General features: G+C 60.3%; 22 protein-coding genes. 16 read left to right on the top strand and 6 right to left on the bottom strand.

Features of this window, described 5'->3' with window-relative positions; genetic code table 11:
- Window positions 1–73 precede the first annotated feature (73 nt).
- From xseB to ACRAUW_RS00625, 6 genes are all read left to right on the top strand, one after another.
- The gene (gene xseB / locus ACRAUW_RS00600; protein WP_431360742.1) at window positions 74–334 is read left to right on the top strand and encodes an exodeoxyribonuclease VII small subunit; all 261 of its coding nucleotides are present in this window, start codon (window positions 74–76) and stop codon (window positions 332–334) included.
- Window positions 335–1,225 carry a (2E,6E)-farnesyl diphosphate synthase gene (gene ispA, locus ACRAUW_RS00605; RefSeq protein ID WP_431360743.1) on the top strand — a complete coding sequence of 297 codons (891 nt, stop codon included), beginning with the start codon at window positions 335–337 and terminating at the stop codon, window positions 1,223–1,225. It abuts the gene before it with no gap.
- 21 nt (window positions 1,226–1,246) lie between these two features.
- On the top strand, window positions 1,247–3,115 hold the full coding sequence (dxs, locus tag ACRAUW_RS00610) for a 1-deoxy-D-xylulose-5-phosphate synthase (RefSeq protein WP_431360744.1): 1,869 nt from the start codon (window positions 1,247–1,249) through the stop codon (window positions 3,113–3,115).
- 289 nt (window positions 3,116–3,404) lie between these two features.
- The gene (locus tag ACRAUW_RS00615) at window positions 3,405–3,668 is read left to right on the top strand and encodes a YhdT family protein (protein WP_431360745.1); all 264 of its coding nucleotides are present in this window, start codon (window positions 3,405–3,407) and stop codon (window positions 3,666–3,668) included.
- Window positions 3,658–5,115 (top strand): sodium/pantothenate symporter, encoded by a 1,458-nt coding sequence (gene panF / locus ACRAUW_RS00620; RefSeq protein ID WP_431360746.1) that lies wholly within the window; start codon window positions 3,658–3,660, stop codon window positions 5,113–5,115. The genes ACRAUW_RS00615 and panF overlap by 11 nt, the downstream gene beginning before the upstream one ends.
- 88 nt (window positions 5,116–5,203) lie before the next feature.
- On the top strand, window positions 5,204–6,631 hold the full coding sequence (locus ACRAUW_RS00625; RefSeq protein ID WP_431360747.1) for a PTS transporter subunit EIIC: 1,428 nt from the start codon (window positions 5,204–5,206) through the stop codon (window positions 6,629–6,631).
- 1 nt (window position 6,632) lies between these two features.
- On the opposite strand, the gene ACRAUW_RS00630 is transcribed toward ACRAUW_RS00625, so the two are convergent.
- Window positions 6,633–7,505 (bottom strand): LysR family transcriptional regulator, encoded by an 873-nt coding sequence (locus ACRAUW_RS00630; RefSeq protein WP_431360748.1) that lies wholly within the window; start codon window positions 7,503–7,505, stop codon window positions 6,633–6,635.
- Between the two features lie 99 nt (window positions 7,506–7,604).
- On the opposite strand from ACRAUW_RS00630, the gene ACRAUW_RS00635 reads away from it, so the two are divergent.
- The 4 genes from ACRAUW_RS00635 (at window position 7,605) to ACRAUW_RS00650 (ending at window position 11,785) form a co-directional block, all read left to right on the top strand.
- Window positions 7,605–8,621 (top strand): zinc-binding alcohol dehydrogenase family protein, encoded by a 1,017-nt coding sequence (locus ACRAUW_RS00635; protein WP_431360749.1) that lies wholly within the window; start codon window positions 7,605–7,607, stop codon window positions 8,619–8,621.
- Window positions 8,622–9,109: 488 nt separating this feature from the next.
- Window positions 9,110–9,988 carry a 50S ribosomal protein L11 methyltransferase gene (prmA, locus tag ACRAUW_RS00640; RefSeq protein WP_005338919.1) on the top strand — a complete coding sequence of 293 codons (879 nt, stop codon included), beginning with the start codon at window positions 9,110–9,112 and terminating at the stop codon, window positions 9,986–9,988.
- A 198-nt stretch (window positions 9,989–10,186) separates the two neighbouring features.
- Complete coding sequence (locus tag ACRAUW_RS00645) at window positions 10,187–11,164, top strand: D-2-hydroxyacid dehydrogenase family protein (protein ID WP_431360750.1); 978 nt, start codon at window positions 10,187–10,189, stop codon at window positions 11,162–11,164.
- Window positions 11,165–11,230: 66 nt separating this feature from the next.
- Window positions 11,231–11,785, top strand: a complete 555-nt coding sequence (locus tag ACRAUW_RS00650) for a sugar O-acetyltransferase (protein ID WP_431360751.1) — start codon at window positions 11,231–11,233, stop codon at window positions 11,783–11,785.
- A gap of 382 nt (window positions 11,786–12,167) precedes the next feature.
- On the opposite strand, the gene ACRAUW_RS00655 is transcribed toward ACRAUW_RS00650, so the two are convergent.
- Complete coding sequence (locus ACRAUW_RS00655) at window positions 12,168–12,716, bottom strand: NAD(P)H nitroreductase (RefSeq protein ID WP_005338924.1); 549 nt, start codon at window positions 12,714–12,716, stop codon at window positions 12,168–12,170.
- A gap of 114 nt (window positions 12,717–12,830) precedes the next feature.
- The gene (locus ACRAUW_RS00660; protein ID WP_431360752.1) at window positions 12,831–14,870 is read right to left on the bottom strand and encodes an oxidoreductase; all 2,040 of its coding nucleotides are present in this window, start codon (window positions 14,868–14,870) and stop codon (window positions 12,831–12,833) included.
- A 318-nt stretch (window positions 14,871–15,188) separates the two neighbouring features.
- Between ACRAUW_RS00660 and sppA the strand changes: the two genes are divergently transcribed.
- The gene (gene sppA, locus ACRAUW_RS00665) at window positions 15,189–17,033 is read left to right on the top strand and encodes a signal peptide peptidase SppA (RefSeq protein WP_431360753.1); all 1,845 of its coding nucleotides are present in this window, start codon (window positions 15,189–15,191) and stop codon (window positions 17,031–17,033) included.
- Between the two features lie 294 nt (window positions 17,034–17,327).
- Here sppA and ACRAUW_RS00670 read toward each other — a convergent pair whose 3' ends face one another.
- Window positions 17,328–19,433 carry a TonB-dependent hemoglobin/transferrin/lactoferrin family receptor gene (locus ACRAUW_RS00670; protein ID WP_431360754.1) on the bottom strand — a complete coding sequence of 702 codons (2,106 nt, stop codon included), beginning with the start codon at window positions 19,431–19,433 and terminating at the stop codon, window positions 17,328–17,330.
- A gap of 193 nt (window positions 19,434–19,626) precedes the next feature.
- Between ACRAUW_RS00670 and ACRAUW_RS00675 the strand changes: the two genes are divergently transcribed.
- From ACRAUW_RS00675 to ACRAUW_RS00685, 3 genes are read left to right on the top strand one after another with little or no spacing between them, the layout of a single operon-like run.
- Window positions 19,627–20,598: a ChaN family lipoprotein gene (locus tag ACRAUW_RS00675; RefSeq protein ID WP_431360755.1), complete on the top strand. Its 972-nt coding sequence runs from the start codon at window positions 19,627–19,629 to the stop codon at window positions 20,596–20,598.
- 25 nt (window positions 20,599–20,623) lie between these two features.
- The gene (locus ACRAUW_RS00680; protein WP_431360756.1) at window positions 20,624–21,178 is read left to right on the top strand and encodes a cysteine hydrolase family protein; all 555 of its coding nucleotides are present in this window, start codon (window positions 20,624–20,626) and stop codon (window positions 21,176–21,178) included.
- A 37-nt stretch (window positions 21,179–21,215) separates the two neighbouring features.
- The gene (locus ACRAUW_RS00685; RefSeq protein WP_005335256.1) at window positions 21,216–21,599 is read left to right on the top strand and encodes a hypothetical protein; all 384 of its coding nucleotides are present in this window, start codon (window positions 21,216–21,218) and stop codon (window positions 21,597–21,599) included.
- Between the two features lie 87 nt (window positions 21,600–21,686).
- On the opposite strand, the gene hutZ is transcribed toward ACRAUW_RS00685, so the two are convergent.
- Window positions 21,687–22,244: a heme utilization protein HutZ gene (hutZ, locus tag ACRAUW_RS00690; RefSeq protein WP_431360757.1), complete on the bottom strand. Its 558-nt coding sequence runs from the start codon at window positions 22,242–22,244 to the stop codon at window positions 21,687–21,689.
- Entirely contained in the window at window positions 22,241–22,753 is a 513-nt protein-coding gene (gene hutX, locus ACRAUW_RS00695; protein ID WP_431360758.1) for a heme utilization cystosolic carrier protein HutX, read from the bottom strand. Before hutX ends, hutZ begins: the two co-directional genes overlap by 4 nt.
- A gap of 170 nt (window positions 22,754–22,923) precedes the next feature.
- Between hutX and ACRAUW_RS00700 the strand changes: the two genes are divergently transcribed.
- Both ACRAUW_RS00700 and ACRAUW_RS00705 read left to right on the top strand, forming a co-directional pair.
- Entirely contained in the window at window positions 22,924–23,775 is an 852-nt protein-coding gene (locus ACRAUW_RS00700; protein WP_431360759.1) for a heme/hemin ABC transporter substrate-binding protein, read from the top strand.
- A complete protein-coding gene (locus tag ACRAUW_RS00705) occupies window positions 23,772–24,815 on the top strand; it encodes a FecCD family ABC transporter permease (RefSeq protein ID WP_431360760.1) in 1,044 nt (347 codons plus the stop codon). The genes ACRAUW_RS00700 and ACRAUW_RS00705 overlap by 4 nt, the downstream gene beginning before the upstream one ends.
- Window positions 24,816–24,943 lie beyond the last annotated feature (128 nt).

Genomic DNA, 24,943 nt, shown 5'->3' on the forward strand with positions numbered 1-24,943 from the left:
ATGCTTTTCTGCCTCCCCCCAGTGGACGGTCAATGTTAATATAAGCCGTTTTTTTTAATTCCCGAGGATGGACATGGCCTGTAAAAAAATCGAGCGTCTGAGTTTTGATGCCACTCTGGAAGAGCTGGAAACTATCGTTCATCAGCTGGAACAAGGTTCCCTCCCTCTGGAAGAGGCACTCAAACAGTTCGAGCAAGGAGTCCATCTGGTGCGTGCCGGCCAACAGAAGCTGGAACAGGCCGATCAGAAGATCCAGATCCTGCTCAGTCAAGCCGATGGCAGTGACCAGCTCGCCCCCTTCCAGCCAGAACAACCAGAACAAGGAGAAGAGTGAGTGGCGCTGGACCATTTTTCCCGTCTGCATCGTCAGCGTATTGACGACTGTCTGTCAGCACAACTTGAATCCTTGCCCGCCATGGCGCCGCGCCTGCGCGATGCCATGAGTTATGGCCTGCTGCTGGGCGGTAAGCGGGTTCGCCCGTTTCTGGTCTACGCGGTCGGCGAGATGCTGGGGGTAAAGAGCGAACTGCTGGATGGCCCCGCGGCTGCCGTGGAGTGCATCCACGCCTACTCCCTGCTGCACGATGATCTGCCCGCCATGGATAACGACGACCTGCGTCGTGGTCAGCCAACCGTTCACAAGGCGTTTGACGAAGGAACCGCGATTCTGGCCGGTGATGCGCTGCAGACCCTGGCGTTTTCCATTCTGGCCGATCACCCCATGCCCGATACCTTGATGGCCAACCGGGTGCGGATGCTGAGTACCCTCGCCCGCGCCTCCGGCTATCTGGGTATGTGTGGCGGTCAAGCGCTGGACCTGCAAGCTGAAGGGCGCCAGATCACGCTTGCCGAACTGGAGCAGGTACACAGCCACAAGACCGGTTCGCTGATTGAATGTGCCGTGGCGCTCGGCGCCCTGTGCAAAGCCGATGTCGATGACGCCACGCTGGCTGCACTGCAAACCTACGCCGCTGCGATTGGCCTCGCCTTCCAGGTGCAGGATGACATCCTCGACATCACAGGTGATACCGCCACTCTGGGCAAACCGCAGGGCTCCGATCTGACGCTGGAGAAGAGTACCTATCCGGCTCTTCTTGGACTCGAAAAAGCCCGTGAGCTGGCTCGCGAACTGCATGGGAAAGCCTTAACAGCCCTGCAATCCTTGCCCTACAATACCGACATTCTGGAAGCGTTCGCCGATTACATCATCGAGCGAACCCACTAAACGCTGGATAACAGTTAAAAAATGAGCGTTGATATTAGCAATTTCCCCAACCTGGCCCTCGCGGACACCCCGATAGAGCTGCGTTCCCTGCCCAAAGAGCGGCTACCGGTGCTGTGCAACGAGCTGCGCGAATATCTGCTGCGCTCAGTCAGCCGCTCCAGCGGACACTTTGCCTCCGGTCTCGGCACGGTCGAACTGACCGTAGCCCTGCACTACGTCTACAACACCCCGTTCGATCGGCTGATCTGGGATGTGGGCCATCAAGCCTATCCCCACAAGATCCTGACCGGGCGCCGTGATCAGATCCACACCATCCGTCAGAAGGATGGTCTGCACCCCTTCCCCTGGCGCGGCGAAAGCGAGTACGACGTGCTATCCGTCGGCCACTCCAGCACCTCCATCGGTGCGGCACTCGGCATGGCAGTCGCCGCCGAGAGTGAAGGGCTGGGGCGCAAGGTGGTGGCGGTGATCGGTGATGGCGCCATCACGGCGGGGATGGCTTTTGAAGCACTCAATCACGCCGGTGACGTCCACAAGGACATGCTGGTGATCCTCAACGACAACGAGATGTCCATCTCCGAGAATGTCGGAGCGCTGAACAATCATCTGGCCCGAGTCATGTCCGGCAAGCTCTACACCACCATCCGCGAAGGCGGCAAGAAGGTGCTGGCGGGTCTGCCGCCGGTCAAGGAGCTGGCCAAGCGGGCCGAGGAGCACCTCAAGGGGATGGTAGTGCCCGGTACTCTGTTCGAGGAGTTCGGTTTCAACTATATCGGCCCCATTGACGGCCACGATATCGAGGCACTGGTCGAGACCCTGCGCAACATGCGCAACCTCAAGGGCCCGCAACTGCTGCACGTCAAAACCAAGAAGGGCAAGGGTTACGAGCCGGCGGAGAAAGACCCCATCGGTTACCACGCCGTGCCCAAGTTCAATCCGGACGAGTGCTCCCTGCCCAAGGCGAGCAGCGCCAAACCCACCTTCTCCGCCATCTTTGGCCAATGGCTGTGCGACATGGCCGCCAAAGACGAGAAGCTGGTCGGTATCACCCCCGCCATGCGCGAAGGCTCAGGGCTGGTAAAATTCAGCCAGCAGTATCCGGATCGCTACTTCGATGTGGCGATTGCCGAACAGCATGCAGTCACTTTCGCCGCAGGTCTTGCCATCGCCGACAAGAAGCCGGTGGTCGCTATCTATTCGAGCTTCCTGCAGCGCGCCTACGATCAGGTGATCCACGATGTGGCGCTGCAAGACCTGCCGGTGCTGTTCGCCATCGACCGGGCCGGTCTGGTGGGTGCCGATGGCCCGACCCATCAGGGTGCGTTCGACATCAGCTTCCTGCGCACCGTGCCCAACATGGTGGTGATGACGCCATCTGATGAGAATGAGTGCCGCCAGATGCTCTATACCGGCTATCTCCATCAAGGCCCTGCCGCAGTGCGCTATCCGCGCGGCAGCAGCCTGAGCGACGCCCCCATCTCGTCAGAAATGCAGGCGCTGGCGCTTGGCAAGGGACGAATCCTGAGAGAGGGCAAGGGCACCGCTATTCTGGCCTTTGGTACCCTGCTGCACCACGCGAAAGCGGCTGCAGAGGCACTGGATGCCACTCTGGTGGACATGCGCTTCGTCAAACCGATGGATGAGGCGCTGGTGCTGTCGCTGGCGGCCAGCCACGATCACTTCGTCACCATCGAAGACAATGCCATCATGGGCGGCGCCGGTTCGGCTGTGAACGAGCTGCTGATGCGCAACAAGCAGTGCAAGCCGGTACTCAACCTCGGCCTGCCGGATCGCTTCGTGGAACAGGGCACCCAGCAGGAGATCTATGCCCTGCTCGGTCTGGACGATGCAGGCATCCAGCGCAGTATCGAAAGCTGGCAGCAAGCCTGACCTGATTAACATCGCATCTGGCATGGGGGCTCTGAGTAGCCCCCTTTTCTTTGCTGCACAAAGCGATGAACGATTTTAATCCGGTTGCTCAATGGCTGACGAACCACGTCACATTACGCCATATATAAATAATGCCCTGTGAAAAATATAAAAATCTGGAACCAATCCATTGGCTTCTGATCCTTTCACATCAGATAACCATGGTTTATGGCCCCTAACGGTTCAACATTAATGGCGGCATGGCCCTTTTTTGTTATCCTTGCGCCCCTCAAATTTGTCGGAGGCCAAGGTGAACCGTTTTGCTCTCGCCCGCCGGGAAGCCGCTTTTTGTCTGCTGCTGACCCTGCTCTACTTCTTTGCCTGGTATGGCACCGCCTATTTCATCCCAGTCCATCTGGAGTTGTGGGACATCCCGCTCTGGTTCCTGCTCAGCTGCATGGTGATGCCGCTGCTGTTCATTCTGCTCTGCGCCCTGATGGTGAACCGGCTATTTGTGGAGATCCCCCTCGATACCCACACCCCTTCCGGCAAGGAGTCATCCCATGAATCTTGAGTTGATGCTGCCACTCTTCATCTATCTGGTGCTGGTGCTGGGGGTCGGGTTTTGGGCCAGTCGCCATCGCGCCGAAGGCAACTTCGTGCAGGAGTACTTCATCGGCAACCGCAGCATGGGCGGGCTGGTGCTGGCGATGACGCTGGTGGCCACCTACACCTCGGCCTCCTCCTTTATCGGTGGGCCGGGTGCAGCCTACAAGATTGGTCTGGGCTGGGTGCTGCTGGCGATGATCCAGCTGCCCACCGTCTGGCTCACTCTAGGAGTACTGGGCAAGAAGTTCGCCATCATCGCCCGCCGGGTCAATGCGGTGACCATCAACGACATGCTGTGGGCCCGCTATCAGAGCAAGGCAGTGGTGATCCTCGGCTCCGTTACTATCATCCTCGCCTTTATCGCGACCATGGTGGTGCAGTTTATCGGCGGCGCCCGCCTGCTGGAGACCGCCACCGGCCTCTCCTACCAGCAGGGATTGATGCTGTTTGCCAGCTGCGTACTGCTCTACACCATCATCGGCGGCTTCCGCGCGGTGGTGATGACCGATGCCCTGCAGGGGATCATCATGCTGATCGGCACCGGCGCCTTGCTGGCGGGGATTTTGATTGCCGGTGACGGCCTGCCGAACCTCATCCACCAGCTCAGGGAGATCGACCCCAAACTGGTCAGCCCGCAAGGGGCCGGCGACATGCTGACCCAGCCCTTCATGCTGAGCTTCTGGATCCTGGTCTGTGTCGGGGTGGTAGGGCTGCCCCACTCGGCACTGCGCTGCTTTGGCTATCGCGACAGCAAGGCGCTCCATCGCGGCATTCTGATCGGCACCGTGGTCAGCGCCCTGCTGATGTTCGGCATGCATCTGGCGGGTGCCCTTGGCCGCGCCATCCTGCCGGGCATGGATAGCCCGGACAAGATCATGCCCTCCCTGATGATGGAAGTGCTGCCCCCCTGGCTGGCCGGGGTCTTTCTGGCGGCGCCGATGGCGGCCATCATGTCCACCATCGACTCTCAACTTATCCAGGCCTCCGCCACCCTGGTCAAGGATCTCTATCTCAACTATCTCAATCCAAAGCAGGAGAAGCTGGAGGTGCACATTCCGCGCCTCTCCCTGCTCTGCACCCTGATCTTGGGCACCCTGGTACTGCTGGCGGCGCTGCAACCGCCCGAGATGATCATCTGGCTCAACCTACTCGCCTTTGGCGGTCTGCAGGCGGTGTTCCTCTGGCCGCTGGTGCTCGGCCTCTACTGGTCGCGGGCGAACGGCTCGGGCGCGCTGGCCAGCATGGTCAGCGGCATCGTCAGCTATGGGGCACTGAGTCAGTGGGGGATCAAGCTGGCTGGCCTGCACGCCATCGTGCCAAGCCTCGCGCTGGCGCTGGTGGTCTTTATCACGGTGAGCCTGCTGACGACACCGCCCTCGCGGGAAGTACGCGCACTTTTCGAGCGTAAATGACAACAAAATAAATAAAAGGTTCCAATACTATCCCTAAATAGGTTTTTACGGTTAAACTGTGCGCCAAGTCACAAAAAGCAGTCTCTGTATGCCCGCTAAAGCCACTCGACAAGTCGTTACTAAAGCCCTGCAACGGCTCGGTTATGCCTTGCTACTGCCCGTCTCCATCCTGCCGATGGCGGCGCTGATCTACCGGCTTGGGCAACCCGATGTACTCGATTTGGCAATCCTCTCTCTCACCGGTCAGGCGATCTTCAGCCAAATGCCGCTTATCTATGCGGTGGCGATCGCCTTTGGTCTGAGTCGGCAGGAGCTGAGCGGACAGACGCTGGCGGGAGCGGTCAACTTCCTGCTGCTCAGCACCGCCTTCAATACGCTAGCCCCCAACCTGCACGCCGATATGATCTGCGGCCTGCTGGCGGGGCTCACCACCGCCATCATCTATCCCTGGGTACACCAGCAGACACAGCCTCGCTGGCTGCAAATCGCCAAGGGGGAATTTCCCAGCCTGCTGGTGTCGGCCTTGGCTTGCCTGCTGATCGCCATTCCCCTCTCGCTGCTGTGGCCACCGCTGGAGCGCGGGCTGACCCTGCTCACCTCCGAGCTGCTTACCACGCCGTTTGGCGCCTTCTGCTACGGCACCCTCAACCGCTTGTTGATCCCGCTTGGACTGCATCAGGTGCTGGGTAGCGTCATCGGCCTTGGCGAGAGCAACCTGCAAGCGCTGGCCACCGCCCAACCGCTCCATGAAGGGTATGTGGCCGGTCTCTACCCCATCATCATGTTTGGCCTGCCGGGCGCCTGTTTTGCCATCTGGCTGCACCGCCAGCGGATGCAGCGGCTACCGCAGGGCGGGCTGTTGCTCACCCTGGCGCTCACCTCGGCACTGGTGGGCATCACAGAGCCCATCGAGTTTCTGTTCGCCTTTACTGCCCCCTGGCTGTTTCTCGCCCATGCCCTGCTGACCGGGTTGTCACTGGCAATCTGTAGCGGACTGGGGATCAAGGTGGGCAGTTATTTCTCCGCCGGTCTGCTGGATCTGGTGTTGAGCTATCAGGCAGGCGAACATAGCTTCTGGCTCATTCCGGTCGGTATCCTGTTCTTCGTTGCCTACACACTGCTCTTTTATCAACTGCTGGAGCGCGCGCCCCTCAGCATGCCGAGCAAGCCCATCGCAGAGGAGCACCCGCGCCATGCCAGCGTGGTGCCCACCGACCCGCAGATGCTGGCGATCCAGTACCTCAAGGTGTTGGGCGGGATGGACAACCTGCAGGCGATGAGTGTCTGTCTGACCCGTCTCAGCCTGCGAGTGCGCGATATTTCGCTGGTAGATGAATCCCGTCTGCTGAGCCTGGGCTGTCTCTCCTGGATCCAGCTCAACGACCACCAGCTGGTGCTGGTGCTGGGCCCCAGCGCCAGCCTGATTGAAGGGCAGATCCGCATGCTGGCGGAGCGCCAGTCAGTGCCCCTCGGTCTCAAGCCCAATCATGAGTCCGCCAGCCAGAGCAGCTGGTAGCTCAGGCAAACGGCAGCCGTTCGGCCACAAAGTCCATCAGGGTTCGCAAGGCGGGGGCGAGATGCTCCCGGCTCGGATAGATGAGATAGAAGGGGTTGGGCGGCACGGCGAGCGCCGGCAGCACCTTCTGTAACCGGCCACTCGCCAGATCCCCCTGGCAGACATGATGGGGCAGCAAGGCAATCCCCCCTTCATTGATCGCCATCTCCCGCAGCGCCAGCAAGCTGTTGCTGACACAGGCCCCCTGCGGACGCCACCCCCCCTCCTGCAGTGGCCACACCGGCATGGCCGAGTGCACCAGACAGGCATAACGCCCCAACTCGCCCAGCTGTTGCGGCATACCGTGAGCCGCCAGATAGGCGGGCGCCGCCACCAGATGGCGCGCCACCTCACCGATGCGCCGACAGATGAGGCTGGAGTCTTTCAGCGGCGCCGCCCGCAGCGCCAGATCGTAACCCTCCCCCACCAGATCCAGCTGTTCGTCACTCAAAGTCAACTCCAGCACCACCTCGGGATAGAGGGCGCGAAACTCGGCGAGGATCCGGCCAAGCAGCAGGGTACCGGTCGCCTCGGGGGCGGTGATCCGCACCCGTCCCGCCGGGGCTGAGCGCAGCCGCGCCATCGCCAGATTGGCGCTACGGGCCAGCTCCAGCAGCCCCTGACAGTGTTCCGCGTAGAGCTCCCCTTGCGGCGTCAGGCTCAACCTGCGGGTGGTGCGTTGCAACAGCCGGACCCCGAGCCGGGATTCAAGCCGCGAGATCTTCTGGCTCACCGATGACTTGGGCATACCGAGCAGCTCGGCCGCTCGGGTAAAGCTCCCCTGCTCCACCACGGTGGCGAACAGTCCCATCAACTCAAGTTCGACATTGTTCATATATTCAAACAGTCTTTACCAATTACCCATCTTAATATTGATAATCAACCAGACTAGAGTGAGTAGCAATCCCGAACACTGCGATTGAAAGGAAAAACCATGAAAGCCATTGCCCTGACTCATTACTTGCCAAGCGACCATCCCGACTGCTTTATCGCCGCCAATCTGCCCGACCCCACCCCGGGCCCGCGGGATCTGCTGGTACGGGTCACCGCAACCTCCGTCAATCCGGTCGACACCAAGGTGCGCGCTCCCAAGGCCAAGGTTGAAACTAGCCCGCGCGTGCTGGGATGGGATGCGGTCGGTGAAGTGATCGCCACCGGCAGCGAAGTGACCCTGTTCAAGGCGGGTGACCGGGTCTGGTACGCCGGCTCCATTAGCCGCCCCGGCAGCAACAGCTCCTTGCAACTGGTGGATGAACGCATCGCCGCGATCGCCCCCACCACCTTGAGTGATGTGGAGGCGGCTGCCCTGCCGCTCACTGCCATCACCGCTTGGGAGACCCTGTTCGAACGCATCGCCCTCACCCGCGAGAGCCGTGGCAAACTGCTGATCATTGGCGGCGCAGGTGGCGTGGGCTCCATCGCTATCCAGCTCGCCCGTCAACTCACCGGTATGGAGGTGATTGCTACCGCTTCCCGTCCAGAAAGCCGAGAGTGGTGCCTCGAGATGGGCGCTCATCAGGTAGTGAACCACCACAGCCTGCAGGAGGATCTGACCGCCCTTGGCATCACTCAGGTCGATGCCATCTTCTGCACCAATGCCACCGCCGAGCACTGGACCACCATGGCAGGATTGATCCGCCCGTTTGGCCATATCTGCACCATCGCCGAATCGAACGAGCCGTGGGATCTCTCCCTGCTCAAAAGCAAGAGCGTGACATTCAGCCAGGAGTTCATGTTCACCCGCTCCCTGTTCCAGACTCCGGATATGATCGAACAGCACAAGCTACTGACACAGGTTGCCACGCTGGTTGATCAGGGCGTATTGAAGAGCACCCTGACCCAAACCCTGCCAACCCTGACCCCGGTCACGCTGGCTCAGGCCCATGCCGAGGTGGAGGCGGGCCGCATGGTAGGCAAGCTGGTGATCGACATGAGCGGCTTCTCCAGCTAATCCCTTATGGGTAAATGCTGCACCATAGTGGTGTGAGATCACCAGAGCCACGCCCCAACAGGGGACGCAGCAACCAGATAGCCAAACAGTCACTACGCAGAAACACGATAAAAGCTATAAAAAAGAGGGCCATCCCGCCGGGATGGCCCTAAATACCTGAACATCGGGGTAACAATCACACACATATCCTTCAGCGGGACATCCGGCTTTTGCAGCTGACGTGCCAACTGTGCCGGTTTTATTGCAGCCCCCCATTTTTCAACAAAAAAAATGCCACCTGACGATGGCAATGAAAAATGACGGAACTTGAGCAAAGTATTCGGCGAAAACCGGTCATCTTCGCCGCTACAGAGCAATACAGAAATCGTGCCAATTCGGCAAAGCCTCTTCATGACACCGCCATCCCCCTCTCCGTAAGGGCAAACCACGACAGCACTGCCCCATGATGGTAGAATCGCGCGGTTTCACATTTATGAAGAGTCGACGCCATGCCCTGGATACAAATTCGAATCAACGCCACTGCCAAGACCGCAGACAAGGTGAGCAACATGCTGCTGGGGCGTGGAGCCCAGGCGGTGACCTTTATGGATGCCAAGGATGTGCCCGTCTACGAACCCATGCCCGGTGAAACCCCGCTCTGGGGCGAGACCGAAGTGATGGGTCTGTTCGATGCCGAAACCGATCCAGCTCCCACTATCGCCTTCTTCCAGCAGATCTTCGGCGAAAACGTCGGCTACAAGGTCGAGCAGCTGGAAGACAAGGACTGGGTGCGCGAGTGGATGGATCACTTCCACCCCATGCAGTTTGGCGAGCGCCTCTGGATCTGCCCGAGCTGGCGCGATGTGCCGAACCCCGATGCGGTCAACGTCATGCTGGATCCGGGTCTGGCCTTCGGTACCGGTACCCATCCCACTACCGCTCTCTGCCTGCAGTGGCTGGACGGGCTGGATCTGACCGGTAAAACCGTGGTCGACTTTGGCTGTGGCTCCGGCATCCTCGGCATCGCAGCCCTGAAACTGGGTGCCGCCCGCGTTATCGGTATCGACATCGACCCGCAGGCGATTCAGGCCAGCCGCGATAACGCCGCACGCAATGGCGTCGCCGACCAGATTGAGCTCTATCTGCCAGCCGACCAGCCGCAAGACGTCGAAGCGGACGTGGTGGTCGCCAACATCCTGGCTGGTCCGCTGCGCGAACTGGCGCCGCTGATCGCCGGCCACGGCAAAGCGGGCAGTTTGATGGCCCTCTCCGGCGTGCTGGAGAGCCAGGCCCCGGAGCTGGAAACCATCTACGGCCAGTGGTTCGAGATGGATCCGACCGCAGTCAAGGAGGAGTGGTGCCGCCTCTCCGGCCGCAAGCACGGCTAAGCGTCAGCTTTGACGACAACCTCATGCCATCAGGGCTCCCGTTCGGGGGCCCTGATTGTTTTGGCCTGCCGGGCTATTCCCGGTCCGTGGACATAGGCTTGATTGCACTCCCTTCTGACTGTTTTCATTTGAAAACAACAGCCGCATTTATTCCGGTAAGATAGCGGTCCGAGCCAACGCAAGCGGGAAGGATTTTTTATGCAGATTGCCATTCTGGATGACTATCAGGATCAGGTGCGCCACCTCCCCTGCTTTGCCCTGCTGGCGGGTCATGACGTCACCATCCTCAACCAGAGCGAACCCGATACAACGCGCCTTGCCGCCCTGCTGGAAGGAATGGAAGCACTGGTGCTGATCCGTGAGCGTAGCCGAATCGACGAACAGCTGCTGATGCGGCTTCCCAACCTTAAACTCATCAGTCAGACCGGCAAAGTCAGCCAGCATATCGACCCGGCACTGTGCCAGCGGTACGGCGTTGCCGTGGCAGAAGGGATCGGCAGCCCTATTGCCCCCGCCGAGCTCTGCTGGGCGCTCATTATGGCAGCCTCCCGCCATATTCCTGCTTACAGCCAGGCGTTAAGCCAAGGCCAATGGCAGCAATCTGGTGACCTCGGTTTGGGACGCACGCTTCATGGGCTGACGCTCGGCATCTGGGGCTACGGCAAGACAGGCCAGCGGATCGCCCGCTACGGCAAGGCATTTGACATGTCGGTGTTGATATGGGGCAGTGACGCTTCGCGCAAGCAGGCCGAACTGGATGGCTATACCAGCGCCTCCAGCAAGGAGGCGTTTTTTAGTCAGGCCGATATCCTCTCACTGCATCTGCGTCTGAACGAGGCAACCCGCAGCTGTGTGACACGCGCAGACCTTACCCGCATGAAAGGAAACTCTCTGTTGGTCAATACCAGCCGGGCCGAGCTTATCGAGCCTGACGCTCTCTATGCAGAGCTCAGTACCCATCCAGGAAAACGGGCCGCGCTCGATGTATTTGACATCGAGCCGGCAACATTACAAAACGAGCCCCTGCTGCGCCTGCCCAACGTATTGGCGACACCTCATCTCGGCTATGTGGAGCAAAACAGCTACGAACTCTACTTTCGCGTGGCGTTCGAGAATGTGCTGGCCTTTGCCGAAGGCAGACCTGTCAACCTGGTTCTGCCCGTATCTGATGGATGATCACGTTACTTCTGCCGTATTGGCGCCAATATCCAAATCCCTGGCAGATAAAGAAAAGGAACCTTAATGAGCGAATACCAGAAGATGATCAGCAGCCAACCGTACAACTGCATGGCACCCGAGTTAGCCCAGTTGCGCCGGGAGGCGGCACGGCGCTATCGCCGTTTCAATCAGGCGGAAGAGGAGGCAGAGCAGCGAGCACTACTGGCGGAGCTGATTGGCGAATTGGCAGAGAATGCCTTTATCTGCCCGCCCCTCTACTGCACCTATGGCCGCCACATCCAGCTTGGCAAGGACTCCTACATCAATATGGGAGCGACCCTGCTGGACAATGCTCCCATCCGCATCGGCGCCCATGTGATAATTGGGCCAAATGTGCAGATCTATACCGCAGCCCATGCACTGGAGGCCGACGAACGGATTCAGGGAACAGAGACGGCGCTGCCGGTCACCATTGAAGATAAGGTCTGGATTGGGGGCGGCGCCATCTTGCTGCCCGGCGTCACCATAGGGCGGGAGGCAATCGTCGGCGCGGGCGCCGTAGTCACCAAAGATGTACCAGCCGGTACTCGGGTAGTCGGCAATCCAGCCCAGATCCTGCCAGCCAAAAACAGGGCATAAGGCTGCCAACCTGGCTGCATCTTGATGCAGCCATCAGCTCACAGCAGCCCCGAAACCCCATAAAAAAATAAAGCCCAATGTCACGAAGACGTTGGGCTGTTAAAAGGTGCTACGGAATTGCGACTCTCATCGCAGAAAAATTAGAAGGAGTGCCCTTCTAAACTGGCAGGAATATATTAGCGAATACGCAAACGTTTTACACAGTGAAATACAACAAGATTGCGAGGTACATCGCACTATTTAAATAATTACCTGCTATGGCGCGCGAAGCCTCTTTGAGCCATTTATTTTCCCCAATGTCTCTGGTTACTATTCACGGTTAAACAGAAAAGCCCCGATTTCTCGAGGCTTTGCTTCTCTCAACCGCAACATGGCCGAGGGGTCAGAAACGGCGGACAAACTCATCGAGCGGCAGTTCGCGCAGTTTACGCGCTTCCAGCATGGGGGTACCGAGATAGAGGAAACCCACCAGCTGATCCTCTGCCGCCAGTCCCAATCCCTTGTTGATCTGCTCATCGAAGATAAACCAGCCGGAGCGCCAGATACCGTTGAAGCCCTGCGCCTGCGCCGCCATCTGCATCGCCATCAGGGCACAACCGGCAGAGAGCTCCTGCTCCAGTTTCGGCACCTTGGGGTGATCCTGATAACGGGTTGCCACGGCGACGACCAAGGGCGCCCGCAGCGGCGCTTCGCTGCACTTCTTGATGCTCTCTTCATCTTCGCCACGGGCACGGGCCGCCTCGGCCAGCAGTTTGCCCAGCCGCTCGCGCCCCTCCCCTTCAAACAGAATGAACTGCCAGGGGGTCAGGGTGCCGTGATCCGGCGCGCGCAGGCCCGCCTTGAGGATATTGTCGAGCACCTCACCGCTCGGGGCGGGATCGGCGAGACGGCCACAGGAGTGGCGGTTGAGCAACAGGGTGAGGGCATCCATGGGCAATTCCTTCTCTGGGGCAATGATGGCGCTACCTTAGCACAGCACCGAATGAAGAAAACCCCTGAGGCTCAGGGGTTTATCGCACTATAAAGGACAAGAGGGCACAGTTGGCTAGATGACCGCAGCCAGTTCGGCGCCCTGTCTGATCGCTCGCTTGGCATCCAGCTCGGCAGCCACGTCGGCACCGCCGATGATATGCACCGGCTTGCCTGCCGCCTGCAACCCCGCCTGCAGCTCCTTGAGGGGCTCCTGCCCGGCGCAGACTATCACCTGATCCACCGGCAGACACTGCTTGGTCTCGCCCACCTGAATGTGCAAGCCCTCGTCATCGATCCCCAGATATTGTACCCCGGAGAGCATCTGCACCTTACGGTTCTTGAGCACGGTACGGTGGATCCAGCCGGTGGTTTTGCCAAGTCCGTCACCCACCTTGCTCTCCTTGCGCTGGAGCAGCCAGATCTGGCGCTCGGGGGCGTCGATTTCAGGAGCCGTGAGGCCACCGCGCTCACCAAGCTGTTTGTCGATGCCCCACTCCTTGAGCCAGTGATCACGGTACCCATCGGCATCCGTCTCCACCTTCTTCTCGACCCTTTTCTCCACAAGGAATTCGGCCACATCAAAGCCGATGCCGCCGGCACCGATCACCGCTACCTTCTGGCCGACCGGTTTGTGATCCCGCAATACATCGAGGTAGTTCATCACCTTGGGATGCTCAATACCCGGAATATTTGGTGAGCGCGGACGGATGCCGGTGGCGAGGATCACCTCGTCAAAACCGCCGCCGAGCAGGCTCTCGGCACTCTGGCGCTGGCCCAGATAGAGCTCGACACCGCACTTCTCCAGCCGTTTGGCGAAATAACGCAGAGTCTCGTGAAACTCCTCCTTGCCCGGGATCTGCTTGGCGAAGTTGAACTGGCCGCCGATTTCGCTGGCCTGATCGAACAGGCTCACCTGATGACCGCGCTCGGCAGCGTAGCAGGCAAACGCCAGCCCGGCCGGCCCCGCCCCCACCACCGCCAGCTTCTTGGGCTGGGGCACGCGGCCAAAGGTCAGCTCGGTCTCGAAGCAGGCGCGGGGATTGACCAGACAGGAGGCGCGCTTCTGCTTGAACACATGGTCGAGGCAAGCCTGATTGCAGGCGATGCAGGTATTGATCTCGTCCGCCCGGTTCTCGGCCGCCTTGATGACAAATTCGGGATCAGCCAGGAAGGGGCGCGCCATGGAGACCATATCCGCCTCCCCCCCCGCCAGAATCCGCTCGGCCACCTCGGGGGTGTTGATACGGTTGGTAGTGATAAGCGGCACCTTGAGGTGTTTTTTCAGCTCGGCGGTCACCCAGCTGAAGGCGCCGCGTGGCACGCTGGTGGCGATGGTGGGAATGCGCGCCTCGTGCCAACCGATGCCGGTGTTGATGAGGGTCACCCCCACCGCTTCCAGCGCTTTGCCAAGGGCAATCACCTCTTCCAGGGTCGAGCCCTGCTCCACCAGATCCAGCATGGAGAGGCGGAAGATAATGATGAAGTCGGTGCCGACCCGCTCGCGGATGGCGCGGACAATCTCCACCGGAAAGCGCATCCGGTTTTCACTGCTGCCGCCCCAGCCATCGGTGCGCTTGTTGGTGCGCTCGCAGATGAACTGGTTGATGAGATAGCCTTCCGAGCCCATCACCTCGACGCCGTCATAACCGGCCGCCTTGGCCAGCGCTGCTGTAGCCGCGAAGTCGCGAATAGTGCCGCGGATCTGCCGCTCACTCATGGCGCGCGGCTTGAACGGGGAGATGGGTGCCTTGAGGGCGCTCGGGGCCAGACTGAACGGATGATAGGCGTAACGACCGGCATGGAGGATCTGCAGCGCAATCTTGCCCCCCTCCTGATGCACGGCGCTGGTCACCTTCTTGTGCTTGCTGACCTGCCAGGGAAAGCTCAGCTGGGAGCCGTGAGGCACCAGCCGCCCGCGCAGATTGGGGGCAATGCCGCCGGTGACGATAAGGCCGACGCCACCACGGGCGCGCTCGGCATAAAAAGCGGCCAGCTTGTCAAAACCGCCCTTCTCCTCTTCGAGGCCGGTGTGCATGGAGCCCATCAACACGCGGTTGCGCAGCTGGGTAAAACCGAGGTCAAGGGGCGTCAGCAGATGGGGATAGCGACTCATTATGCCTTCCTCTTTAAGGCCAGGGTGCCTGGAACAACGCCCAACACCCGGTTGCGCAGCTGGGTAAAACCAAGATCGAGCGGGGTCAGCAGGGTCGGATAGCGGCTCACGATGCCTCCAGTTAATTTTTTGTTATCAAGCTGAGGCTAGAGTAAAGAATCGAAAATTCTTTTTCAAACAAATGTTTGGACAATTTTTCAGCGAACAGCCGTGCCCTGAACGAAGATAGACGGGATCCGCCAGTCGGAAATGGCAATTTCGCCCGCAACTGGTTAATAATGGCTCTTCTCTACCCATTAACAGGGCGATAACGCGACTATGTCTATTTTCAAAGGTCTGGGTTGGTTGTTCCGCAGCCTGTGGCGCCTGCTCAATTTCACCCGGCTGATGCTGGTCAATCTGCTGTTTCTTATCGTAGTGCTGGTCATCGTCTTCAGCGTCAGCCAGAAAGAGGCCCCGGAGGCTCCCATCGAAGGGGCGCTGACCCTCAATCTCAACGGCGTGCTGGTGGAGCAACGCACCCAGACAGATCCCACCGTACAACTGCTGCGCCAGATGGACAGCAGCGACGAGCAGCCGAGCGAGATCGTCCTCTCCGACCTGCTGTGGGCCATCAAGAGTGCCAAGGATGATGAGCGCATCAAGGCGCTGGTGATCAAGCCGCAAGGGCTGCAGGGAGCCACCTTCTCCAAGCTGCAGGAAGTCGCGAGCGCCATCGACTCCTTCCGGGAGAGCGGCAAACCGGTGATTGCCATGGCCGACTTCTACACTCAGGGGCAATACCTGCTGGCGGCCCATGCCGATCACGTGCTGCTCAACCAGAGCGGCGCCGTGGTGATCGAGGGGCTCGGCGTCTACCAGACCTACTTCAAGTCGGCGCTGGAGAAGCTCAACATCACCCCGCATGTGTTCAAGGTCGGCACCTACAAATCCTTCGTCGAGCCCTATACCCGCGACGAGATGTCCCCCGAGAGCAAGGAGGCGAACCAGCGCTGGCTGGATCAGCTGTGGCAATCCTATGTGGCCGATGTCGCCGAGCAGCGGGAGATCGAACCCGATGCTGTCGCACCGGGCAAGGAGCGCTTCCTCGAGCTGCTGCGCAAGGCCGGTGGCAATGCCGCCAACTACGCCCTCGACAACGGGCTGGTGGATCAGCTGGCCACCCGCGACGAGATGACCCAGGCGGTCATTAAAGAGGTGGGTGAAGCGGACGATCACGGCTGGAAAGGGGTCGGCCTGAAAGAGTATCTGGCCGCAGTACCCGAACAGTATCCCCAGAGTGGCAAGGATGAGGTGGGTCTGGTAGTCGCCAGCGGCGCCATCATGGATGGCGTACAGCCTGCCGGTACCATCGGCGGCGACAGCCTCTCCGACCTGCTGGCCGATGCCCGCCGCGATGACAAGGTCAAAGCCGTGGTCCTGCGGGTCGACAGTCCGGGCGGCAGCGCCTTCGCCGCCGAGCAGATCCGCGCCGAGCTGCTGGCCCTGAAACAGGCAGGCAAACCGGTAGTGGTCTCCATGGGCAGCTATGCCGCCTCCGGTGGCTACTGGATCTCCGCCGATGCGGACAAGATCTTCGCCTCCCCCACCACCCTCACCGGCTCCATCGGGGTGTTCGGCATGTTTGCCACCATCGACAAGGCGTTGGCCCAGTTCGGCGTGCATACTGACGGGGTTGGCACCACCGATTACGTCGGCGTCGGCCCGACCCGCGCCCTGCCGGAGCACGTCGGTCAGGCTATCCAGCTGAGTGTGGAAGATACCTACCAGCGCTTCATCGGTCTGGTCAGCAAGGGCCGTGGTCTGAGCCCGGAAGAGGCCGAAAAAGCGGCCGAAGGCCGAGTCTGGACCGGCGAAGATGCCAAGACCCTGGGTCTGGTGGACGAGTTCGGCAATCTGGATGACGCCATCAAGGCCGCCGCCGAACTGGCTAACCTCAAGGAGTGGCAGGTGACCCCCATCGAGCAGGAGGAGTCCACCAGGGACAAGTTCCTGCGACAGCTGTTTGACAGCAGTGCCCGCGTGCTGGCCCCCCAGTTGCAAAGCTGGCTGCCAGCAGGATTTGGCAAGGCATTGGTGGAGGTGAACCGCAGTCTCGACCCGCTTACCCGCTTCAACGATCCGCAAGGCACCTACGCCTTCTGCCCAGTCTGCATACAATAGCGACTCATCGAAGAGGATGATAACAACGACCTGAACCGGTTAATGTCAACCCGCCGCAGGTTCAGAGCGTTTCAATGAGTACTGGCTACGCAAAACCCCCTGTGGATCCACCGGGGGTTTTGTTTGTCTGAGAGCAATTGACGAGTGTTTATCAATAAGCCTCGGAGTTAAGTGCTGCTCTATTCCAGCAATACCCGACACGTTGCCAGATACCAAATGACAAAAAGCCCGCACCAGATAGTGCGGGCCTTGAGTAGGCCGAGATGCTTCCGGCCTGGCTGCGTGTGTTGTTTTTTAGAACAGGTATTTAACCCGTGCACTCAGGTTGCGGCCCGGTTCGGTCATCATGCTGTTATCGGAGCCCTCGGCACGACCGGCGATGCGCTCGTAGCTGGTGTACTCCTTGTCAAACAGGTTGAAGACACCGACGTTGAGCTGCAGGTCGGTCATCGGGTTGAACTGGGCGTACATATCTACCACACCCCAACCGGCGCTCTTCACGTAATCCTTGCCTTTGCTGTCTTTACGGACTTTGTCCATGTCGTCAGCAAAGCGCAGCGCGGTGTTGAAGTTCCACTGGGACTGTTCCAAACGTACGCCAACCGAGCCGTTCAGCGGGCTCAGGCTGTTGATGTAGTTGCCATCCCCATCCTTGCCTTCGATGTAGGCAAGGTTGCCCCAGACATTGACGATATCGTTGAGCCAGTAATCCGCCTTGGCTTCGACCCCTTTGGTGGTCGCCTTGCTCAGGTTCTGGTACTGGTAGACGGCGGTGCGCCCCTCTTTGCCCACTTCCACCATCTCGATGAAGTCTTCAAACTTGTTGTAGAAGCTGGCTACTTCATAGCTGAAGCCGTTGCTGCTGCCACGCACGCCGAGATCGATGCCGTCGCTGCTCTCCGGATTGAGGTTCGGGTTGGGCTCGATGCGATAGCCGTACGCCTGATGGTTCAGGGTGGAGAAGGCACTGTCATACATGGGGGCCTTGAAGCCATGGCTGTACTGGGCGAACAGGTTGGCCGCCTCGTGGGCCTTGAACACCAGACCCAGCTTGGGTGACAACTCCCCTTCCAAGAACTTGTGCAGCTTGTCTCCGGTGTAGGCCGGATCCTTGTCCGGGGTCATCCGGTAGTAGTCATAACGGGCTCCCGGGGTCAGCACCCAGCGCTCGCCAAACTTGATCTCGTCAAAGGCCCACAGGGCGCTGCGCTCGCTGGTGGTAGCCGGGAAACTCAGCTCGTTGTAGCCAACAAAATCACCGGGAGTCGTCGGCCCCTTGTAACGGGTACGTTCGTTGTCGGTGTGCTCGTATTCAGCACCCCAGGCCAGGCGGTGGTTGGCGACCGCCTTGTGGAACTGCAGCTGGGCGCCGATGTTCTTCTGATCGAACACGTTGTGATCCAGCGAGTTTTTGGTCACATAGGGGTTGCCGGGGCTGACCGGATACTTGGATGAGGCGTACTGATCCAGCGTCTGCTTGGTGCGGGCGAAGTAAACCTTGCTATCCATCCGATCGGCCCAGCCTTGATTCAGCGCGATGCCGTGATCCAGCACCACAGAGAGGTTGTCGGTCTGCTTGTCGGTGATGGGCTGATCAAAGACACGGGCAGTACCGGTACCGACCTTGTTGAGCTTGACCGCATCGGGCTCCTCGCCATCGGTCAGGTAGTCAACGGTCAGCTTGAGGAACTGCTCATCGGAGAGGTTCCATTTACTCTTGAGCAGCAGGGCGTGGGTACCGATATCGAAGTCGTTCTTGGTGGAGTCGAAATTCTGGGTCACACCGCCATCGCGCCAGGTGTAGCGCAGCAGGTTCTCCACGTCACCGGTGCGCAGCGCGCCGGTAAATCCCGCCATCTTCTGGTGGCTGCTGGAAGCGTAACCACTGGTCACATCCAGATAGCTATCCTTGCCCTTGAGGAAGTCGCTGGCATCCTTGGTGGTGATGGCAATCACGCCACCCAACGCATCGGAGCCGTAGGCGGCAGACGCCGGCCCCTTGGCCACTTCCACCTGCTTGATCATGTCGGTATCGAAGTAGCTCTGACCGACACCACCCTTGCTGTAGGCATCGTTCTGGCGCACACCGTCGCGCACCACCTTGACCCGGTTTTCACCCATACCGCGGATGATAAAGGTCTGCGCATCACCCTGACCGCCGAGCACAGTCATACCGGGTTCGTAGCGGAACAGGTCGGCGACGTTGGTGACGACCTGCTCTTCAATCTGCTTGGCGGTGATCACCGAGATGGGGCCGGAGACATCTTCCAGTTTTTGCTCCATCCGTGAGCCGCTGACGACTACGACTTCATCCGCCTTCTGGGTGGCAGCAAAGACCTGGGAAGAAAGACCGGCAGCCACGGCGAGAGCAACCAGAGAGAGTGCGTTATGATGGGTCACAGCGAATCCTTATTGAGAACTGTTATCAAACAGGCCGCATATTACCCGGCTCTCGATAAAGATCAACAAGAATCGAAATCATTCTCATTTGCTTTGAGCCGAATTGGTTTTACACTGTCGCCCTGTGTTGCCCTTATTCTCTATTAGCCCCCCGAGATGCACCGGCATCCGGGCATATCAGCCGTGAGATCCCATGATTAGACGACTTCCCCTGCTCGCCCTGCCGCTGCTACTGGCAGCCTGTGCCACCCCCACCCAACCGACCCAGTCATCACAGTTGCAGACGCTCTATGACTACCGGCTAAGCAGCGAGGGAGACGCAGATCTGACGCTGGAGCAGGCGATCGCGCGCATTGCCGATGCCGACATCATTCTGGTGGGGGAGCTGCACAGCCATCCCGCCGTGCATCTGTTGCAATCGCGCCTGCTGAGCGGGCTCTACACCGCAGGCCAGCAGCACGGGCGGCCATTGGCCCTCTCCATGGAGCAGTTCAGCCGCGCCGATCAGAAGACGCTGGATGCCTATCTGGCGAACCAGATTGGTGAAGCGGCCTTGATCCGCGAAGGCAACGCCTGGCCCAACTATCCGAGCGACTACCGTCCGCTGGTGGAGTTTGCCAAGGCGCACCAGATGCCGGTGATCGCCGCCAACGCCCCCAAACCGCTGGTGAGCTGTGTCGGTCAGGAGGGAGCTGAGTGGCTCGACAAACTGCCTGCATCGCGCCGCAGCCAGCTGGCCCGCCAGCTGACGCTGGGGGATGATCCCTATCGCCAGAAATTTATGGCCTCCATGCACCACGGCGATGCCGACAGCAACACCCGCCGCTTCGCCGCCCAGACCAGCTGGGATGACACTATGGCCGAGAGCATGGTGGATTATCTCGCCAAGCACCCGGGCCAGCAGATCATGCATATCGCCGGCAATTTCCACGTCGAGGGGGGGCTTGGGATCGCCAGTCGCATCGCCAGCCGCAATCCTGCCCTCAAGGTAGCGCTGGTCGTCCCCCGTACAGATGAGACCTCTGTTGCAGATCCCGCAGCCGATGTGCAGGTAACCATCATGCCGCTGCCTAAGCGCTGGCAAAACAGTGACGAGATGAAGCAAGATATGGGCGCACTGCATCAATCCCGCAGTCGTGACTGCAGCCAGTGGCTGCAACCCTAATCTTCCAGGAAACGGCGGGTAAAAGATGGATGTGTTACTGATCATCGATGTGCAGCAAGGCTTGTTCAACGAGCCCCGTTACCGCCAGGAGCAGGTGCTGGCCAATATCAATCGGGCGGCGGCCCATGTCAGGCAGCAACAGGGACGGGTCATCTATATTCAGCATGACTCGCCCCCCGGTACCGAACTGGAACCCGGCACCCCGGGTTGGCAGTTGCACAGTGCGCTGCAACCGGCCAAGGGAGAGAGCCGGATGCGCAAAACGGCCTGTGACAGTTTTCTCGATACCGAGCTCGCCTTCCTGCTGGCCGAGCAGCCGGTCGATCGACTGATCCTCTGTGGCTGCGCCACCGATTTTTGCGTCGACACCACGGTGCGCAGTGCCGCTTCTCATGGCTTCGAGGTGCTGGTGTTGAGCGATGGTCACACCACCGCCGATCGCCCCCACCTGAGCGCGGCCCAGATCACCGAACACCATCACTGGATGTGGCGCCACCTCAGCCTGCCGGAGGGGCGCAGTGTGACCCTGCTCACCACCGACGAGCTGCTGGCAGTAACACCCGCCCTGCAGCCGTGCTAATCTGCGAACCTCGTCTCGTTTCTCACTGGAGTCTGTCGTGCGCCTGTTGTCTGCCACCCTGTTGTTGATTGTTCCCCTGCTGTCGGCCTGCTCCAGCTTGCCCGGACAGAAGTATGACGGGCCGGAACCCCTGTTTCTGACCCACATCAACGAGGAGGGGAGCAAGCGCTTCACTTTTGAAGCCGCGCCCAACGACACCTTGCCACGCGGCCTCTCAGCGGCCCAGAGCCAGCGGCTGCTGGAACAGCGGGAGGCGTTACAGGAGAACCTGCTGACCGAGACCCTGGCGACCAAGCAGTATTGCCGCCAGGGCTACATCGTACTGAGCCAGACCTCCTGGAAGGTGCGGGGCGAGTGCAACGAAACGGCCACCGACGCCGATCGTCGCGCTTTTCCCAACAAGGCCAGCTGGCAGGATTGAACAGGCCGGATGAGATAACGCAATAAAAACGGGCAGCCCAGTGGCTGCCCGTTTTGTTATGCCGGCTGTTGTGGTCAACAGGGATTATCAGACCGGCGCATCGGCCGGGCTGGTGAGCTCGGCACCGTTGTCGATACGCTTGTGCCCTTCCACCAGATGGACGAAATCCACCAGCTCGTCACCGGAGACCGCGAACGCCTGGCCGAAGCCCTTGACGAACAGCCCCTGCTCCGGCTTGAGGCGAAACAGTTTGAAATCCTTCAGGTTGGAGAGACCCTTGATGATCTCGCCAAAACGCCCCTCCAGCGCCGCGGCCGCCTTGCTCCAGCGAGCGTCGTCACGGGCCACCACTTCAGCCACCGCATCGAAGGTCAGGCGCTTGCGGGCAAACAGCTCGCGGGCACCGCTCTCATCCTCGATCAGCATCAGGGATACCCGGGGCACCTGTTGCAGGTTGCGGGCGTGGCGGGCGATCTCGGAGATCAGCACATAGTAGCCATCTTCCTGCAGCACGAACGGGGCATAGCTGGCGTTGGGATTGCCTTCACCATCGACGGTGGCGAGCTGCAGGGTACGGCAGCTGTCGCGAAACTCGCGGATCTCCGGTTGCAGGCGGTTCTGCAGACGCTCCTGACGTTCACTCATGCTTTGATTTCCTCTTGAGAGTTGTGGCGCAGCGCCATAAAACGGGTGACCTGATCGGCCAGCAGTTGGCGTTTCTCGTCGCGACCCAGATAGACCTTGAAAATGCAGCGGCCGGTGTGACCGAAGAACTGGAAGGAGTGCCCCTCCTTGCCCATGAACAGCTTGCTGACCAGCGCGATGCCCGCCACGTTGTCGAGCTTGAGGTGACCATGCAGCTCGCCGTCACGCCCCATCAGGTTGTAGTAACCGCGTGCATCCTTGCCTTTCGGGAAGGAGGCTTTTACCTCGAAAATTGAACCTTCTGATTCGACGATAGTGGTCACCGGGCCCCAGTCGGCCAGATCTTCCAGCAGACCTTGCGCGCGATCGGCGGGCAGTAGGGTCACCAGCTCGGCGGGCAGATTGCGAACCACCTCCCATTCGCTGATGGCAAGCTGGGCCGCCAGGGTGGACGGATGAGCGCCGGGATCCTGCTCCAGCAGCGCGTGAATGCGTTGTGCAATGCTCATGTTTTCTCCCTCTGCGGGACCATCTTGTCCCGCTGTTTATCATGGCGGCTACTCTAATAAAGCACCGAAACCAATGCAATTGATAATTACTATCATTATCAGTGCATTTTTTCCAAAGCCTTGATATTCTCGGCGGCACACCCGTTTCATTCACCCCTTCGGAGGTTAGCATGGGCCGTCGTCTTGCCCTCGCCATCACCCTGCTCTGCAGTTCACTCTCTTCCTTCTCTACCGTTGCTGCCGACGGACAGAAAGAGCGTATCGTCAGCATCGGCCCCGCCACCACAGAGCTCATTCTGGCACTTGGCGGTGAATCGAGCCTGATCGCCACCGATGTCAGCAGCCCCTTGCCAAAAGGGCTGCCCAAGGTGGGTTATCACCGGGCGCTGGCCGCCGAAGGGATCTTGAGCCTCTCCCCCACCCTACTGGTGGGCAGTGACGAGATGGGCCCGGCCCCTACTCTGGATCAGCTGCGCCGTGCCGGGGTCAAGGTGGAGGTGCTGGATACTGCGCCGACCCTCGCCAACCTCAACCAGCGTATCGACACCCTGGCCAGCCTGCTGGGCGATAAAGCCGCAGGCGATCGCCTGAAGGCGGAGATCCAGAGCCAGACAGATCAGCTGGCGGCGCAAGCCAAGCAGAACAAGCCGCTCAAGGTCGCCTTCCTGCTGCTGCACAAGGGGCAACCCACCAGCATCGCCGGAGGTGACACCACCGCCAGCGCACTGATTTCGCTGGCAGGCGGCATCAATCCGGTCGCCGAGTTGCGCAACTACAAGCCGGTATCCGCCGAATCCCTCATCGAGATGCAGCCCGATCTGGTGCTGGTCAGCGGTCGTGACTGGCAGCAATATGCCGATCCGGCCAAGGTGCTGGCAGAAGTGCCCGCACTGGCCGCTACCCCGGCTGGCAAGCGCAACGCCATTCACGCCATCGACGGCCACGCCCTGCAAGGGGGCCTGAGCCTTAACTCCCTGCAACAGGCGAACCAGATCGCCCAGTGGATCAAGCAGGGGTCATGATGCGGTTACCCCTCTCCTGGCTGCTGGCCTTCACCACGGCTGCACTGGCACTGTTGCTGCTCGGTTCGCTGGCAACCGGCCCCATGACCCTCACCCTGGGCGAGAGTCTGCGGGCGCTGTTTGCCGGGCAGGAGAGCGGGATTGAGTCGCATAAGCTGCTGATCGTGCAGGAAATTCGCCTGCCTCGTACCCTGCTCTGTATCGCAGTGGGGGGGATCCTCGGGCTCTGTGGCGCCGTGATGCAGGGGCTGTTTCGCAACCCCCTGGCTGACCCCGGCATCATAGGAGTCTCCGGCGGTGCGGCGTTAGGTGCCGCGCTCGCCATCGTGCTGCTGGCCCCTCTTGCACCACAATATGGCCAGCAGTTGCAAGCCACCATAGGGGTTGGCCTGCTGCCGCTGCTCGCCTTTCTCGGCGGCGCGCTCACTACCACCCTGGTCTATCTGCTCGGTACCCGTGAGGGGGGCACCTCGGTCACCGTCATGCTGCTGGCCGGGGTCGCCATCACGGCGCTCTCCGGCGCGGTGATCGGCCTGCTCACCTATCTGGCGGACGATCAGATGCTGCGCAACCTGAGCCTGTGGCAGATGGGAACGCTGGCGGCAGGCAAACCGGCCGATGTGGCGCTGGCCCTGCTCACCCTGGTGGCCCTGCTGTGGCTCTTTATGCGCGATGCCAATCCCCTCAACGCCCTGCTGCTGGGTGAAGGGGAGGCCCGTCATCTTGGGGTCAATGTGCAATCCCTCAAACGCCGCCTGATCCTGCTCACCGCAGCGGGCGTCGGGGTGGCGGTGGCGGTATCGGGGATGATCGGCTTCGTCGGGCTGGTGGTGCCCCATCTGGTGCGCCTGCTGGCAGGCCCCAACCATGTCCGCTTGCTGCCACTCTCGGCCCTGCTTGGCGCCGCCCTGCTGCTGGCGGCCGATATGCTGGCACGCACCCTGCTGGCCCCTGCCGAGCTGCCGGTGGGCATCATCACCGCCCTGCTCGGTGCCCCCTTCTTCATCTGGCTGCTGGTAAAAGGCCGCCGCGCCCTGTGATACGGACTGTTATGCAACCACTCTCATCCGCACTCTCATCCTCACTCTCCTCCCCCCTGTTGAGCTGCACCCAACTCAGCCTGCGCCGTGGCCAGCGCCAGATCCTGGATGGGTTCAATCTCAGCCTG

It is taken from the genome of Aeromonas sp. (assembly GCF_050633025.1).
Taxonomy (GTDB): domain Bacteria; phylum Pseudomonadota; class Gammaproteobacteria; order Enterobacterales; family Aeromonadaceae; genus Aeromonas.